The following is a 15,993-nucleotide window of genomic DNA, read 5'->3' as shown; positions in this document are numbered from 1 at the left end:
TCCCGTTTTGTTATTTCAAAAGTTCCAGCCTTGTCAGCAGTTCTTTATGCGTCGTCCCCGCCTGCGTAATCGGATGCTCCGGTTTTACCTTCGGAAGCTTTCGTAAAAAAGCGTTGGTGACGGTCATTTTGTCAAAAATAAAACCCTCTGATGCATCTGTGTTTTCAGGCGCGTAGAGGATTTGATCGGCAAAGCCTAGTTCCACCGCTTTTTGCGCGCTGAACCAGGTTTCCGCATCCATCATGTTCGATATTTTTGCTCTTGGCAGTCCTGTTCTCGCCTCATAGGCGTTGACGATGCTTTCCTTGACCTCGCTAAGCATCTTGATGCCGCTTTGGAGATCCGCGGCTTCGCCAAAAATAACGGTAGCCGGATTATGGATCATCATCATGGCCACCGGCGACATCACAATTTCATCACCGGCCATAGCAATCACGGAAGCAGCGCTGGCAGCGATTCCGTCGATTTTGACCGTAACCTTGCCCTCATATTCCTTGAGCATGGTATAGATCTGGCTGGCCGCAAAGACATCGCCGCCCGGAGAATTGAGCCAAACCGCAATGTCGCCGGTGGCTGCTGTAAGCTCGGCCTTGAATTTTTTCGGGGTGATGTCATCGTCAAACCAGCTGTCCTGGGCGATGTAGCCGTCAAAGTACAGGGTGCGTCCTTCTTCGTTCTTCACCCAGTTCCAAAATTTCTTCATTTGCTTCCCTCCATTCCCTTCGTATTGTTTTTGGCAAAAGCTCCTGCGTCGGCAAGCTTGGTCATATTGCCGTTGATGAGATATAAGTCTCCGCCAAGTTCAGCCGGTATCCGGTTGAGATTTTCCAGTTCGCGGATATCATTGCTGGACAGCCAGCCATTTTGCCGACCAACAGCGTAACCGTTCATCCGGCTCTGGTAGTCGCCCCGTAGCAGCCCATCCACGTTGAATTTTACGAAGTACTGCCGCTTTTCACTTTCACTAAACAAGGCTCGTTGCAAGGCCTGCTCCCAACGTACCACCCATGGGTCCAGGGTATACATGACAAACTCCAGCGACTGCTGCTCAATGTTGGAAAAGCTGGATTTCTCCAGGTCGCCGATCATGTGCGGCGGAATGCGAAAAATGCGGGCGATTTCGTTCAGTTGGAACTTGCGAGTCTCCAGAAATTGCGCTTGCTCCGGCGGTATGCCGATGCTTTGAAACTTCATGCCTTCTTCCAGCACCGCTACCCGGTGAGCGTTGCCGCTGCCCTGGTACACGGCGTTCCAGCTTTCCCTGATTCGCGCCGGATCTTTGACTACCCCTGGATGCTCTAAGACACCACCGGGATTCGCTCCGTTGGCGAAGAACTTAGCCCCATATTCCTCTGTGGCGATTGCCATACCGATGGCGTTTTTGGCCATGGCAATGGGCGAATACCCGATCAGGCCGTCAAAGCCAAGGCCGGGAATGTGGAGAACTTCGTAATTCCTAAGGAAATAGGATTGTCCGTCTTTTTCATATTGGTAGTACAGAATACCCTGATCTGTCCGGTTGACGGTCATTTTATTGGGCAAGAGCGGGTACAAGGCTACTGCTTTGCCCCGCCCATCGCGGATGATCTGGGCATAGGCATTGCCCCATAATAAAAGATGACCCATCAGTGTTTCTCGAAACACAAATGAAGTCATCTCCGGATTTGGCTCGCTATGGAGCAGGTAGTATATGGGATGATCTGTTGCCTTTTCTTTGCCATTGGGTGCATACCGGTAGGTGTGCGTTGGCAGCGAAGCTATGGTTTCGGCCAGTATCCTGACGCAGGCATAGACCGCTGTTGTCTGTAGCGCCGTCCGCTCATTGACCGCCTTGCCGCTGGAGCTTGTGCCGAAGAAAAAACTGTAGGCACTGCCCCAGAAGCTGTTTTTCGGGCTGGCCCGCGTTTGAAATATTCTTGATAAAAATGGTATTTTCATGAGTCACCTCCGACCATAGGCGTAATAAATTATAGAAACAAAATACCTCTCTCGTCATACACGCTGGAATCATCGCTTTTATTTCTAATGCAACGGTCAATCGCCATAATGGTGGCGACAATGCCGTCTATCTTTTCTACAGACTTTTCCTTGTCCGGCTTGATGTTTCCGGCAGGGTCCTGACGCATAACCACGTTTTGCGCCATCCACTTTAGAACAGGGTTGCCGCCGTGCTTGATATTACCCGCCATCAGCAGTTTGTAGAGTTCTTTGCTCGGCGGGGACATATCCTTATAGCCCTGGCCAAAAGGTACGACCGTAAATCCCATGCCCTCAAGATTCTGCACCATCTGCGTGGCATTCCAACGGTCAAAGGCAATTTCCTTGATGTGGTATTTTTCTCCCAATCCCTCTATGAACTTCTCAATAAAACCATAGTGGACGACATTGCCTTCGGTGGTTTGGAGGTAGCCTTGAAGCTTCCACACATCGTAAAGCACATGGTCACGGCGGCACCTCAGTTCCAAAGTATCCTCCGGCAACCAGAAGAATGGAAGCACTATGTACTTCTCATCCTCCATGCGCGGCGGGAACACCAGGACGAAAGCGGTGATATCCGATGTGCTGGATAGGTCAAGCCCTCCATAACATTCTCTGCCGTTAAGGTCATCGATATCAATGAGAAGATTGCCCCGCTCGTAGATGTGCTCCGGTATCCAGCACACCGTTGCCGAGGTCCAAATGTTAAGGCGGAGCTGCTTGAACACCTTCTCCTCCGCAGGGTTTTCCAGCGCGTTCTTATACGCTTCACGGACACGGTCAATGGAGATGGTGTGTCCGAGAGACGGGTTTGCCTTGTACCAGTTGGCTTCATCATTCCAATCGTCCTGTTCGGTCAGCCCATATACAACAGGATAAAAGGTGTTGTCCTGTTTTCGGCCAGTCTTGAGGTCCATAGCTTTGGCATGCAACTCATAGCAGATGCTGTTTTTGTCCGAACCAGCTGTGGTGATAATGAAGAACAACGGTTGTTCACGGGCATCCCCGGAGCCTTTGGTCAGAACATCATACAGTTTGCGGTTCGGTTGGGCGTGGATTTCGTCAAAGACAAGGCCGGATACGTTAAGCCCGTGCTTGGTTCCGGTCTCTGCCGAAAGCACCTGGTAGAATCCTGCATTGGAATAGTTTACAATCCGCTTGGTGGCGGCGGTAATCTTCGACCGCTTCAAAAGAGCCGGTGACATTTGCACCATCTGCTTGGCCACATCGAACACGATGGAAGCCTGCGACCTGTCACAAGCGGCACCGTATACCTCGGCACTATGTTCGTTGTCGGCATATAAAAGGTAAAGGGCAATGGCGGCTGCGAGTTCCGACTTGCCCTGTTTTTTCGGTATCTCAATATAGGCGGTAAGAAACTGCCGTTTGCCATTCTCTCCGACAATCCCGAATAGATCCCGGACAATCTGTTCCTGCCAGGGCAGCAGCAGAAATTTCTTTCCCGCCCACTTCCCTTTGGTGTGGCGGAGGTTTTCAATAAAGGCAACCGCTCGGTCTGCTTTCGCCTTATCGTAGCGGGAAGTCTCAAGCATGAAAGGTGAAGGTGTGTATTGGTATGGCATCATTAACTACCTTCAAGCAGTTGTTCCATCTCATCGGTTGGGTCAAGAGAACCTTCACCAGCTATGATCCGGCTCCTTGCCGACGGTGTCAGACCGAACTGTTCACAGAACTTTAGCATGATTTTCAGGTTGGTCTGGGCAATGGATACCTGTGGCACCTGTTGCAGATAGCCGTTTGGGGTGCGGATCATCGCGCCGTGCTGGGTGATGAATTCCTCGGCTTCCTTCCAACGGGCATACGCCTGGCAGTAACCCGCAAAGGCCGCCATATCCATTTCGGTCAGAAGCCCTATCCGTTCTAAAATCTTGCCCATGCGCTTCCATTCTTTTTTGGCTTCCTCTTCAAGCCAGGAAGGGCAGCGTGGGGCTTTTTTATTGGGTTTTGGCTCATTTTGGTTCAGCTGCCGGCCGCCAGGGTTTCCTTCCAGCTCCTTAAGGGCGGTAGGTTTTGGTTTTCTTCCTCTCTGTGCCATAAGTCCCACCTCCTCTCATTGGCTTTAATGGCATGAAAAAAAGACCTCCGAAGAAGTCTTTTCTAGATAATAGGGACAGCGTTATTTATCGATCTTTCGACAACAATCCTCACCGTAGACCACGTTCAGGCTGCCGCCGCTATCCCAAGCGACCATTATGCTTCCAATATCGTCCACACCAACCACCGTGCCTCGAGTACCGATGGGCGGCGCTTGTTCATCCTCCATACGGATAAGTTCCACTCTGGTGCCAGCGGGGTATTGTTTGCGTAGACGTTCGACTATTTCTCTCTTAATAAACATCGCCGTCCCCCTCCGCAATGGTGTCCTCAAGGGCCTTTTCCAGAATGTTTATATCCAAGTGGAACTCGGAGTAGGCGTCCTCGATCACCTTGTAGTATCGGTAGCTGGGCTCGCCAAGGGATCTGCGTTCATCCATGATGTAGGCCATGGCTTTTTCCAACTTGCCATTTACAGAAACGGTCAGGTCTTTCTTGTAATAAAATGCTGGAAAACCCTCATAGCGGTCAAGGTTCATTTCATCTGTCTCGCCGATTTCCCAGACGATAACCGGAACCTTGTAGCCATTCGCCTTTTCAATAGTGGCGTAAGCCCCTGTCTGCGAACCCCTAAAGAGCAGCCGGTAGCCATCCACTTCCGATGTGCATATGAGTTTCGCCGTTGGACAGCGGAAAGCCATCTGGCGTATATCCATATTGCTGCCGTATGCGATGTAGAGTTTTGTTTTCATGATTCAATCCACCCTTTCCGAAAGTCATTTTTCCTTTCACCACCTAAAGGGCGGTCGCGCCGCCCTTGGTGTGCCTGTGGCTAATTCCTTCAAGCAACCTGTCTCCAAGCCGAGTTGCCTTCAAGGTGCTTGAGGAAGTGCAATCTGCAGGTCTTGAACTCGCCCCCGATAAGTCCCAAGCGGAGCATCCAGCATCGGAAGGCGTACTTTTCGTTATCGGTGACCGTTCTTCTTGCGGAAGCCTTCTTCTGTTTCAAGGCTTGGTGGCAAACCGCCAGGCAGAACTGTATGTAGGCTCTAATCTCTCCTGCGTGGGTGGTGGAGTTGAAAAGTCTGAACTCGACCGTGCCTTTGGTAAAGGTGGCATGGAGGTTCAAGCCGTGATAGCGGGTGTTGTTGTAATGGCGGTCTCTGCCATAAGGGTCTTCTGCGTACCAGATGTCCGCAAGCTGCGCCATTGTCTGGGGCTTCCTGCGGTTGATGGTTTCAAGCAGTTCCTCGTTGGTCTTTTTGCAGTAACGAAGGCGTCTTGGGTCTATCTGAAGGGCTTTGTAAAGGATGTCCTCCTTGCTTGCGATGATGTTGACGATATTCCGGATGGTCTGCGGTGTGAATCTCTCTGCCCCGACATGAACATGGATTCCGCAGGAGGTGTTCACAATCGCGCCCTTGTGCCGAAGCTGTCTGACCAGTTCCTGTAAATCCGCAATGTCATCGTAGGTCAAGATGGGGCTGACCACCTCGGTCTTGTATTCATCGCCTGCGGAGGTTATTGAACCGCCGACCTTCTTCTCGGCAACAATGCTTGAGTCGTACATGGCTTTCCATGCTCTGCCCTTGGTGTCTTTGGCTTCGTAGGTGCGGTAGGTGCCGCCAACGTAATTGGTTTCGCCTGTTTGGAAGTAGACTGCTATAACCTTGGCCGCTTGCTCTCTCGTGATGCCTGTCATTTCGATTTCAATCCCGAAATTCTGCGTTTTCATCTGTTTTCACCCTTTCAAAATGTGTGTTTCTTTCCTTCTGGTAGTACTATATATCACTCTAAAAGCACATAATATCCAGTACTATTTTTGAATAAACACAACTATTTTTCAGGCTGAAAACCGTATGCAGTTTGCTTCTCTTATTCTTCTATTGCTGTATACCGCGGATAATTGTAACCCTCGCTGTTTACCAAAATACTCGCTCCCGTTTGAAGGTTGAGCACTCTAATACACCGGATTTCACCGCTTGGATTTGAACCGCCATCGGCTTTATCAATCCAAGGCTGGTCCTTAAGAAAGTCCTTTGTAAATTCTTTAAAATCGATGTCACTAAGTGCGACCTCTTTAGTAACCTTATAAGCCGATCCAACAAATCCTTCTTTTTTAGCCTTTCTGGTTGCATCCCTTAGTTCTTCGATATCGACCATTTTTCTTCCGAAAAGTGCTTTCATTATTGAATCCTCCTATTCCTGCATGCGCGCCTTTTCCGCAAGCAGACGAGCTTTATGCTTCTCCTCATCGGCGGTAGTTCTGAAGGCTGTGTGGCCCTTGAGGCCCGTAAGAAGCGCTTTTCTTGAAGCCTTGCCGCCTTCGCCCGCAAGTCCCAAACGCAGAAGCCAACTGCGAAGGTAGTATTTTTCGTTTTCAGGTTTCTGTTCCTTAGCGCTTACCCGCTTGGCCTCCCTTGCCTGTGCCACCATGAAGGCTGCCAGTTCCGCATAAGCTCTGTTCTTGTCGGGGTTGTCCGAAAAAGGAAATGCGAAGGTAACCGTCTCCTCGTCAAAAGTCATGCCATGGATTGTTGCTTCATAGCTGTCCGCCCCACAGAGAGCGAGTAACGCTTCTTTAGTTTCGGGCAGGTTCGTTTCAAGCGCTTTAATCAAGTCCTCGCTGACAGAAAAACTGTTGCGCCCCACCACCCGGTTCAAAAGGTATTGCTTGCTGTGAAGCATAAAGACCAGGTTGCGAAGGGCGTTCATATCCATTCCGTCGGCGGGAATGCTGATATTCAATTCTTCAACTTCAGACTCAAGATAGCCAAGTTCTATTAAATGCTCTTTCAACTTCTTATAACCATCATCGGTTTCACAGGTTATCCCACCGTCGCGGTCAATGATGAATTCGCCGACTCGATATGCATAGCTTGGCAGGCCGAGGTAGCTTTGCTCCTCGCCCGTGAACTCGCTGATTGCCTTGACCAGTGCTTTTCGGTTATCCGTATTTGTCTTGATAATCATGTGCTGAACCTCCTTTATTTTTTGGTACTACATACATCACTCTGAAAGGCACATAAGTCAAGACAATCCAGACCTCATATTTCTATATTTTCTGTTGTGTCCGCTGCCGGGCGTGGAACCTTATCATAAGGGATTTGAGATCCATCACGCAGTAAAAACACACTTTCACTGTTTCCGGTCTGTTCCACAAAGCGGTTAACAATAACATCCGCAAACTTCTCATCCAACTCAATGCCGTAGCAGATACGTCCCGTCTGCTCGCAGGCGATCATCGTAGAGCCGCTGCCAAGGAAGGGGTCAAGCACGATACAATTGCTCATGCATGAGTTTTGAATAGGATAAGCCATCAAAGCCACGGGCTTCATCGTCGGATGCTCTTTTGAGGCCTTCGGTCTGTCATATTCCCATATGGTAGTCTGCTTTCGGTCGGAATACCACTGATGCTTGCCGCCTCTCTTCCATCCAAACAAACAGGGCTCATGCTGCCACTGGTATGGGGACCGTCCAAGAACCAATGCATTTTTCTTCCAAATGCAGCATCCGGAAAGATAGAAACCGGCATCGGTAAATGATTTGCGGAAATTGAGCCCCTGGGTATCTGCATGGAATATGTAGATGGATGCGTCATTCTCCATGTTCTGCTCCATATTGACGAAGGCTGAAAAGAGAAATTTATAAAAGTCTGCATCGGGCATATTATCGTTTTTAATTTTTCCGGCTGTTTCCTCAACATTTACGTTGTATGGTGGGTCGGTAACCACAAGGTTTGCTTTTCTACCATCCATCAGAGCAGAGTAGGTTGCCGGCAAGGTAGAATCGCCGCAGATGAGTCGGTGCTTTCCAAGAAGCCAAATGTCACCACTCTTTGTCACGGTAGGCTTTTTCAAAGCCGCTTCTACATCGAAGTCATCCTCCTTGATTTCCTTGTTATGGACCTTGGAAAACAACTGGTCGATTTCAGGCAGCTCAAAGCCTGTCAAATCCACATTAAAGTTTGCTGTCTGCAAATCTACGATAAGATCAGCAAGAAGCTGCTCGTTCCAGGCTCCCGTGATTTTATTGAGGGCAATGTTAAGAGCCTTGACCTTGTTCTCATCCTCGATATGCACGACAACAGACTGCACCTCGCTATATCCCAGATCTTTCAAGACTGTCAGCCTTTGGTGGCCGCCAATGACCGTCATATCGTAATTGACGATTATGGGTTCCACATATCCGAACTCCAAAATGGAATTTTTGATTTTTTCGTATTCCTTATCTCCCGCCTTCAGTTTCTTGCGGGGATTGTATGCAGCCGGATGGAGAATATCCACCGACAGTGATTGCCAATTCATTTCACTCATAATTTACCTCCTCACACCGGGCAGGACTTACATAAGTCTCTCTGCCCTCTTCCGCTCGCCAGAATCTGTCATGTACATAACATTCGTAGCTGCAATATTTTCTGTTCTTGTTTCCGTAAACGGTGAAGGGTTTACCGCAGTAGATACAAGCCTTTTTATAGAATGCCGTTTCCTTTTTCTGCACGACATCTGGGTGGGCTGCCCACCATTCCCGTCTGCATTTGTCCGAGCAAAACTTACGCTTCCGACCCGTATTTGGTTGCTTGATATCTTTGCCGCAGCACAGACAGGCTTTGCCCTGCTGCATCTGTTCTTTCATATTCATGGTAAACTCCGTGGCATAGCCATATAGGCTGTGACTTTTGCAGTAGTTGCGAACTACATCACGGGAAAGCCCGACCACCGAAGCAATGGCCCGGTATCCGACGCCTCTCATGCGCAGTTCTCGTATTTGCTTTGTTTGGAAATCCGTCATTGCTTCACATCCTTTCGCTAAAATTTTGTATAAAAAAAGACCGTGAAACCCTGCGTTTGAGCAAGTATTTTACAGTCTTTTGGGTAATAATTTGACGAAAGCGGCGAGGAAGATAAAAGGGGAAAACCTTTATTTCAGGTCACTTTCGCTATTTCCTATGAATTTACGAGGGTATTCTAAGGCTTTTGGGGTATCCCCCCTTGTTAATTCTGCGATTTTTCACGCGAAGGGGGGCGGCGGTCTTGGCGCTGGCGGCTCACAGAGATTCAGACCGCCCCTGGGGGTTAGTACTTGAATTCCTGGTACCGGTCCTCGGTCATTGTTTTTGTATCGTGACACGACTTGCAAAGCGCTTGCCAGTTGCTTTCATCCCAGAATAGTTTGCGGTCGCCTCGATGGGGAACAATGTGATCCACCACCGTGGCTTTCTCAAGTCGCCCGTTCTCAAGGCACTTTGCGCACAATGGATGTGCTTTTAAGAACCTTGCTCTTACCGCACGCCAGCGACTATTATATCCTTTTTCCTTTGTGCCTTTCGCATCTTGACGATGCATCGGTGCGTGTTCCTCACAGTACTGCGAACCATAAGGAATAAGTCTTGCACAACAGGGATGCTTGCACGGGGTGTTAGGACGTTTCGGCATAATTATTTCTCCCTTCTTATGTACGGATGCGTGAAAGGATGAAATACGCATCCGGCCAAAGAAAAAGAGCCTGGGGGAGAACCCAGACTCTGTATGCTTTCCTGGCAATTATAAGTATAGCGCGGTCGAAATGAAAAAGCAGTACACCTTTAGTACACCTTCAGTAAACCATTTAGCGAAATATACTCTTATTCTTTGAATGACACATATCCAAAATGATACTGAGAATTTGATATGGTCTGTTTTAAATCTCTTCCAGTACTTGTTATTTGCATCATGCTCGCATTAATTTTTGTTTCATCTTGAATGTTAACAAGTTTAATCCAAATGCGCGCCTTTTCACCATCAAATTCAACCGGAAGCCCTTCTTCAGGACATTCCACCGGAAGCTTGGCAGAAAACACTTCCAGAACATCAGCGCTAAATGCGATGTCATTATCGAAATTTTCGTTGTTGACTGCAAAAAGGATTTTCACCTTTTTCCCAGCCGCAATCTGATTGTTGTAATGCTTCACTCGATCCTGACTCATCCCATAAAACAAAGACTGTGTAGAAAACCAAGTAAAGCCTCTGATCTTTTCATCGTTCATATAAACCCTAACTGTTTCTTCTCCATCAAGTTCATCGCCTTCATTTGTTGTGGATATTCCCAGCTTCATAAACAAGTACTCTGGTATTGAATCATCAATCTTACTATCTCGATCAGCAATCATGTTCTTCACCCCCTCAACATTTAAGTACTTTTTTTTGAGGTTCAAATACAATTCTTCGTCTTTAGCCAGCATATACATTTCTACTACATCATTAAGTGCTGCCGTTTTTGTAATCCCCTTGATTGTCACAAACTCGTTAAACATATCCTGAATTGTGTCCGCTACGGTAATCGTCATATAATTTTGTCTTCCCATATTACACCTCCATATTTTTGTACCATATATCCGGTAGACTTATCTTGAGATAAATGTACCATACTGCCGTTAGAGTGTCAATGGTAAAACAAAAAATCTTTTACTGCTAAAATTCAATCAGTTATATTCTTCGTATGCTCCGATCTGTATCTGTATTGCCTTTGTGATTTTCCCCATAATAACATCGCTAGCAATATACCCCTTTTTCTCAAGAAGGCGGTCCTTGTCAATGGCTTCCACCTGTTCAGCAAGAGCCAGGCTTCCACGTCTCATTCCGCATCCGGCAGATACGGGAATATACACATGGGTTGGCAGAAACCGTTTCTTGTGGATTTTGGAAGTGAGCGGCACAACGGTGATAACAGGAGAATAGGCATTTGCCTTATTATTGCTGACCACAACCACAGGACGGATTCCGCACTGTTTTCTTGTATCTATGTTCTTTCCGAAATCCACGAAATAAATATCTCCTCTTTTACACATCACATTCACCTCAAAATATATTCTGCCATTTCCTGGTCGTGAATGGCGTACAGAATTTCCAGTTCATGGATTGCCTTCTTGCGATACTTTGCCACCATCGTCCGGCTGACATGGTATTTGTCAGCTAGGTCATCCCATGTAAGGCCTTCGATGACCATATCGGAAATAAAATCAGGGAGAATGCCGCTCAAGGAAAGAACAGCTGACTCGAAAAAGATCAGTTCCTCCGCAAGGATAGAATGTTTCTTCTCTAAATGTTCCCGCCACTCACAATTGATACGTTCCATTTTGTTCTTGTATGTTATGGCAATACGGGCAGTCTTATCAGAAACGCCACTAGCCTGAACTCGCTCACCCTCCGGCTGCGTAAAATACATGGACTCTATCATTTCGGTTCCGGTGATGCCTTTAAAATTCAATATCTGATTTTCTAAACAAGTCCGTTCCATCACCATCTGCGGATAATCCTGCATTATTTTCTCTATCCTTTCGTTCATGATGCACCTCCAATCCTGGCTTTGACCGCTGCGATCAAAGCGGACTGCCTCATATCCTTTCGTTCCAGCGCTTTCATCACATCTTCATCATGTGTACCGCGGGTAACGATATGGGCAATCACCACAGTGTTTTTTTGACCCTGCCGCCAGAGCCTTGCGTTCAACTGCTGATACAGTTCCAAAGACCAGGTAAGCCCGAACCATACTACGGTGGAGCCGCCTTCTTGGAGGTTCAAACCGTGACCCGCCGAAGCCGGATGGATCAGAGCCACAGGTATTTTTTCGGCATTCCAGTCGTCAATATCCTCTGGGGTATCAATTGTTCGTACATCGAACCGCTTACGAATTCTGGCAAGGTCGTGCTTATACCAGTAAGCTACAAGGATCGGCTTGCCATTGGCGGCTTCAATCAAATCCTCCAGTGCATCCAGCTTTCTATCGTGGATGCGGAGGACTTTTCTGTCCTCGCCGTAGACCGCACCATTTGCCATCTGCAGCAATTTGTTTGAAAGGCCGGCAGCATTGATGGCGTCAACATCCTCACCACCAAGGGAAAGAACCATATCCTTTTGAAAACGGTCGTAAAGCTGTTGCTCCTTCTTCTCCATCGAAACCTCAATGCGGTTATACACCTTCTCCGGCATATCGAGGAAGTCCACGGCTTTCATGGAAATGCAGACATCGGAAATCAGTTCATATATTTTTTCCTCCGCACCGTCACGGGTTTTATAAGAATAGATAATTTCACGATTGCGCTTATCCGGCTTAAAGAACCTTTCACGGTAGCCGCCGATGAAGCGCCCGAGCCTCTGCCCCATATCCAACAGATACAATTGCGGCCAAAGGTCAAGGAGCGAGTTCGGTGCCGGAGTGCCGGTAAGCCCTATAACCCTCTGCACTTTCGGACGGACTTTCTTCAAGGTTTTGAACCGCTGTGCCTTATTGGATTTGAAGCTGGACAGTTCATCTATAACCACGGTGTCAAAATCCCATTGGCCGTTTTCAATAAGCCACGATACATTCTCCCTGTTGATGATATAAACAAAAGCACGTTTGTTAAGGGCTTCCTCTCTCTGTTTCTGGTTGCCAAGTACCAAAGAGAATGTAAGTCCTGTCAGATGCTCCCACTTTGCCATCTCCTTTGGCCAGGTATCTTCAGCTACTCGCTTGGGAGCGATAACGAGGATCTTACCAATGTCGAAGCTATCCAAAGCAAGCAGCCATAATGCCGAAAGCGTGATAATTGTCTTGCCGAGTCCCATGTCGAGCATAAGGCAGCAGACCGGGTGTGCCAGTATGAACTCTTTTGCATATTCCTGATAGCTATGCGGCTTGTATTTCATCAAGCACACCTCCAATCATTTCTTTGTTGTCCACGCAGTAGACTCTAAAGCCTAAAGCGGTTAGCTGCCTTGCCCGTTTCTCCTGTATAGGCCGCATGTTCTTACCGGGGGCTTTCAGTTCCACGAAAGCCATCTTGCCGCCAGGGAATAGAACAAGACGGTCCGGCACTCCATCAAGACCGGGCGATACAAATTTGACAGCAAGCCCTCCACGCTTTTTTACCTCGGTGACCAATTTTCTTTCTATTGCACTTTCTCGCAAAAGACCATCTCCTCTCAGCACTTGTGCCGATGTTCCGTGCCTAAGCCAAAAACTTCTATACGCGTGTACACGGACATACATGTGCCTATTCCTACTATTTCATATATTTTTATCGCTCATTATGGTTATTTATAGGCACGATAGGCACAAAGCTTACAGGCCACCCTGTTTTACTACCATTTTAGGCTATGCCTATCTTTGTGCCGTTGGTTTTTACGGAACGATAGGCATGTGCCTAACTCCCCGATTTTGTGCCTTGCTTTTCACGGACGAAGGTTTTCTGCGGACCATAAAGGGGGTAATAAGTCTTTCCGGTTTTGTTGGAGGTCAATTTCCGCCACCCTCCGATGCGAGTCAAAATACCTTCAATTTCATAGGAGTCGGTGCGCTTGAGGTTCTGACGCTCCTTGCCAAAGCACTCACACCAGATTTCCATCACGCAGACTTTGTCGCGGCCGACACTCCCTGTTGTGGTTGCACCGTCAAACTCGCTACCGCCCAGGAAACTCCTTCTCTGATAAAGATCCATGCCATCCCAGTTTTCCGGTAGCAGATGGTCTAGGTAATCGCTGATGATACCCTCACGGTCATCGGATTCCATTGCCTGTTGCTGAGCAACATATGCTTGCGTTGCCACTTCGCCTTTAAGGAACAGCTCCTCTCCGGCACGGTACTTCACGATGGCTTCGGCCCAAACCTGGTCGACCTCGGTTAAATCCCACGCATTATATTTCCCGTTGCCCGTAACATGAACAGGCCAGAAGCGTCTGTTTCCTGTGATGTCACGGAGGAAGCCACTCTCAGCATTTGTTGACCCCACGATGATGTTGGTTCTTGGATGGCTTTCCACATTGACGCCATAGGACTGACGGAATTTATCGTCTGTCCGGCTGATGAAAGATTTGACTGTCTCCACATCCACCTTCTTGATGCCCGCCAGCTCCCCAAGCTCAAGAATCCAATAGCCCTGCAGCTTCTCTGCAGCGGTCTTGTCCTTCATATCCGAAATGGACAGACTGTCCGAATACCACTGCCGTCCAAGAAGAGCAAAGAGTGTGGACTTGCCAACTCCCTGCGGACCATTAAGAACAAGGATGGAGTCGTACTTGATGCCGGGCTCATATACACGGGCAACAGCGGCACAAAGTGTCTTTCTTGTAACTGCTCTGACGAATGCGGTATCGTCTGCACCGAGATAATCTATAAGCAGTGTGTCGATACGTTCCTCTCCATCCCATGCGATTGTTGCCAGATATTCCTTAATTGGATGGTAGGTGCGTTCTGCAGATGAAACCGCTAGTAGCGCGTCCTTAAATTTAGTAGGTGACCAGATCCCGTACACCCTCTCAAAGTACACTTTTGCGCAGGCAAGGTCGGCATCACCCCAACCGGGGCGCACTTGGCTCCACGGCAATTCTCCAATCACATCAAGCATACTTTTGAACTCGTTGTATACGATGGGTTTGAGGTTGCTGTCATAGCGGATAATATTAGCAATATTAGTCAGGGTATCTTTAACCCTCCCCTGTTTGTCCAGCTCTAGAAAGGTCTGCCAGTTTTCTTCATCAACTCCATCAAACTCTGCCATAGCCTGACTCTCGCGCTCTTTGGCAAGGCGTAGCTTCACCTTTTCGTCATCAACGACAAATTCTTGCATGGCTTTGAAGGATGGCAGCTTGGAGGGCTCTGTGTCCTCGTCCGCTCTGGCATCCAGACCACCGAACTTATGGATTCGCACCACATCAAAGGCGTTCATGAGATGCCCGCAAGCAGGGTCTGTAGCATGGTGGCTGTATGCATATTTATCTTCATAAATAACTACACCCGCCTGGGAGTCTGCAGGGATATAGTCGTAGCGACCGGTCATTGCACTCTTGCGATATACATCATTAAGGAAAGTATCAATGGCATCCGTCACAGAGTAAGTACGGCAGAAGGCTCCAACCGTTCCTGGCTTTTCCAGAGGGTCAGCCTGTTTCTTGACCTCCCGCTGCACCACAGTCTGCTGCCTTTTTGATACCGGCCATTCAGCTGAATTGTGCCAGTCCTTATATTTGGCAAGGACTGCATCTGGGTCAAGGAGATCTCCGTCTATCTCACGGAACAGGACCTCCCCGTTAGCGGAGGTCGATGGCCAATACATCAGTCGGCTCGGTTCATAGGTGGTATCGTCAAAGAGCTCAATGCCGATTTCCTCTGCCACCTTTCTTGCTACCGCAGAGTACTCATCGGGTGACACCTCGCGGGCGAGTGGAATAATTAGTCGAAGGCGTGGCTTTTCTTGAGTATGTTTATGTGTGGAGTAGAAATAGCATTTGAAGGAAAAGAACATCTCGATCTGTTCGATGGTGTCTGGCAGTGCGTAGTCCATATCCAGACATAGCCCCGAGCGGGTCAGGACACAGTCCTTTTTTCGTCTGCCACCTTTCAGGGTTCCAAGTACAAAGCCTCCAACGTCTTTAATCTCATCCTGCTTGGCCTTGCTGAGTTTCTTGTACTGCTCCACCGTCTCTGCGGTTCTGTGAGTGGTGGATATGCGGTTACGGAACTCGTCTAGTTCCATTTCCGTCAGGTTCCAATGTTTGTCCATACGGGAATTGCCCGTACAAAGCCTTATTTTCATCTGAGTTCCCTCCCTGCGGTAAAGAGTTCTATGTTTCTTGCGGTTCGCTGACGGAGCCGCCTTGCTTCCTTAAACCTTGAAGTGTACTCTCGATACTCCTCTGTTTTCTCAGGATAGTACATTGCCTTATCGGCATACTCCTGCATCTGGGCACCATATCTGCTCTCCAACCCATAAAGGAATGCAAGCAATCTGTCTTTGTCGACTTCCGATGAATATCTGTGAATCAGAGAAAAGACCTTCCTGGCTTTGTCCAGAGTACAGGGAAAAAAGTAATCAAGGTTCAGCTCCATATATCCTGTGGGATACTTAATCTTAAGTTTTCTGGCATCCGCTTCTGCATTGCGGATGCCTTCATATGCGGTCGGATCATAGTAACCTTCCGCGTTGTATTTGCTGATTCCCAAAGA

At 48.2% G+C, this 15,993-nt stretch carries 19 protein-coding genes; all 19 read right to left on the bottom strand.

Going from position 1 to position 15,993, the window contains the following annotated elements:
* Window positions 1-10: 10 nt before the first annotated feature.
* The 19 genes from F3H20_RS08515 to F3H20_RS08425 all read right to left on the bottom strand — a co-directional run bounded on the left by F3H20_RS08515 (window position 11) and on the right by F3H20_RS08425 (window position 15,990).
* The gene (locus tag F3H20_RS08515; RefSeq protein ID WP_149734509.1) at window positions 11-703 is read right to left on the bottom strand and encodes a head maturation protease, ClpP-related; all 693 of its coding nucleotides are present in this window, start codon (window positions 701-703) and stop codon (window positions 11-13) included.
* On the bottom strand, window positions 700-1,938 hold the full coding sequence (locus F3H20_RS08510; RefSeq protein WP_449421256.1) for a phage portal protein: 1,239 nt from the start codon (window positions 1,936-1,938) through the stop codon (window positions 700-702). The genes F3H20_RS08515 and F3H20_RS08510 overlap by 4 nt, the downstream gene beginning before the upstream one ends.
* Window positions 1,939-1,967: 29 nt before the next feature.
* A complete protein-coding gene (locus F3H20_RS08505; RefSeq protein ID WP_223191690.1) occupies window positions 1,968-3,563 on the bottom strand; it encodes a terminase large subunit in 1,596 nt (531 codons plus the stop codon).
* Complete coding sequence (locus tag F3H20_RS08500; protein ID WP_149734508.1) at window positions 3,563-4,033, bottom strand: phage terminase small subunit P27 family; 471 nt, start codon at window positions 4,031-4,033, stop codon at window positions 3,563-3,565. The genes F3H20_RS08505 and F3H20_RS08500 overlap by 1 nt, the downstream gene beginning before the upstream one ends.
* An 81-nt stretch (window positions 4,034-4,114) precedes the next feature.
* Window positions 4,115-4,336 (bottom strand): DUF4314 domain-containing protein, encoded by a 222-nt coding sequence (locus F3H20_RS08495; RefSeq protein ID WP_149734507.1) that lies wholly within the window; start codon window positions 4,334-4,336, stop codon window positions 4,115-4,117.
* Complete coding sequence (locus F3H20_RS08490) at window positions 4,326-4,784, bottom strand: gamma-glutamylcyclotransferase family protein (RefSeq protein ID WP_149734506.1); 459 nt, start codon at window positions 4,782-4,784, stop codon at window positions 4,326-4,328. The genes F3H20_RS08495 and F3H20_RS08490 overlap by 11 nt, the downstream gene beginning before the upstream one ends.
* An 89-nt stretch (window positions 4,785-4,873) precedes the next feature.
* On the bottom strand, window positions 4,874-5,767 hold the full coding sequence (locus tag F3H20_RS08485; RefSeq protein WP_149734505.1) for an amidoligase family protein: 894 nt from the start codon (window positions 5,765-5,767) through the stop codon (window positions 4,874-4,876).
* 140 nt (window positions 5,768-5,907) lie between these two features.
* Complete coding sequence (locus F3H20_RS08480; RefSeq protein ID WP_149734504.1) at window positions 5,908-6,219, bottom strand: DUF6329 domain-containing protein; 312 nt, start codon at window positions 6,217-6,219, stop codon at window positions 5,908-5,910.
* A 12-nt stretch (window positions 6,220-6,231) separates the two neighbouring features.
* Window positions 6,232-7,005: a hypothetical protein gene (locus F3H20_RS08475; protein ID WP_149734503.1), complete on the bottom strand. Its 774-nt coding sequence runs from the start codon at window positions 7,003-7,005 to the stop codon at window positions 6,232-6,234.
* 74 nt (window positions 7,006-7,079) lie between these two features.
* The gene (locus F3H20_RS08470) at window positions 7,080-8,348 is read right to left on the bottom strand and encodes a site-specific DNA-methyltransferase (protein ID WP_223191689.1); all 1,269 of its coding nucleotides are present in this window, start codon (window positions 8,346-8,348) and stop codon (window positions 7,080-7,082) included.
* Window positions 8,341-8,823, bottom strand: a complete 483-nt coding sequence (locus F3H20_RS08465) for a serine integrase family protein (RefSeq protein WP_149734502.1) — start codon at window positions 8,821-8,823, stop codon at window positions 8,341-8,343. The genes F3H20_RS08470 and F3H20_RS08465 overlap by 8 nt, the downstream gene beginning before the upstream one ends.
* Before the next feature lie 284 nt (window positions 8,824-9,107).
* Window positions 9,108-9,377 carry an HNH endonuclease gene (locus tag F3H20_RS08460; RefSeq protein WP_223191698.1) on the bottom strand — a complete coding sequence of 90 codons (270 nt, stop codon included), beginning with the start codon at window positions 9,375-9,377 and terminating at the stop codon, window positions 9,108-9,110.
* A gap of 278 nt (window positions 9,378-9,655) precedes the next feature.
* Window positions 9,656-10,375 carry a hypothetical protein gene (locus F3H20_RS08455; RefSeq protein ID WP_149734500.1) on the bottom strand — a complete coding sequence of 240 codons (720 nt, stop codon included), beginning with the start codon at window positions 10,373-10,375 and terminating at the stop codon, window positions 9,656-9,658.
* A gap of 117 nt (window positions 10,376-10,492) precedes the next feature.
* Window positions 10,493-10,858 carry a type II toxin-antitoxin system PemK/MazF family toxin gene (locus F3H20_RS08450; protein ID WP_149734499.1) on the bottom strand — a complete coding sequence of 122 codons (366 nt, stop codon included), beginning with the start codon at window positions 10,856-10,858 and terminating at the stop codon, window positions 10,493-10,495.
* A gap of 5 nt (window positions 10,859-10,863) precedes the next feature.
* A complete protein-coding gene (locus F3H20_RS08445; RefSeq protein WP_149734498.1) occupies window positions 10,864-11,355 on the bottom strand; it encodes a hypothetical protein in 492 nt (163 codons plus the stop codon).
* The gene (locus F3H20_RS08440; protein WP_149734497.1) at window positions 11,352-12,698 is read right to left on the bottom strand and encodes an SNF2-related protein; all 1,347 of its coding nucleotides are present in this window, start codon (window positions 12,696-12,698) and stop codon (window positions 11,352-11,354) included. Before F3H20_RS08440 ends, F3H20_RS08445 begins: the two co-directional genes overlap by 4 nt.
* Window positions 12,679-12,960, bottom strand: coding sequence for a VRR-NUC domain-containing protein (locus F3H20_RS08435; RefSeq protein ID WP_188128256.1), 282 nt, complete (start codon window positions 12,958-12,960; stop codon window positions 12,679-12,681). The genes F3H20_RS08440 and F3H20_RS08435 overlap by 20 nt, the downstream gene beginning before the upstream one ends.
* A gap of 235 nt (window positions 12,961-13,195) precedes the next feature.
* The gene (locus F3H20_RS08430) at window positions 13,196-15,583 is read right to left on the bottom strand and encodes a virulence-associated E family protein (protein WP_188128255.1); all 2,388 of its coding nucleotides are present in this window, start codon (window positions 15,581-15,583) and stop codon (window positions 13,196-13,198) included.
* Entirely contained in the window at window positions 15,580-15,990 is a 411-nt protein-coding gene (locus F3H20_RS08425) for a hypothetical protein (protein ID WP_018702335.1), read from the bottom strand. The genes F3H20_RS08430 and F3H20_RS08425 overlap by 4 nt, the downstream gene beginning before the upstream one ends.
* Window positions 15,991-15,993 lie beyond the last annotated feature (3 nt).

Origin of the sequence: Propionispora hippei DSM 15287, assembly GCF_900141835.1 — a bacterium.
GTDB classification, from domain to species: domain Bacteria; phylum Bacillota; class Negativicutes; order Propionisporales; family Propionisporaceae; genus Propionispora; species Propionispora hippei.
Note: the sequence above shows the minus strand (reverse complement) of the source record. Positions and strands in the feature narration are given on the sequence as shown.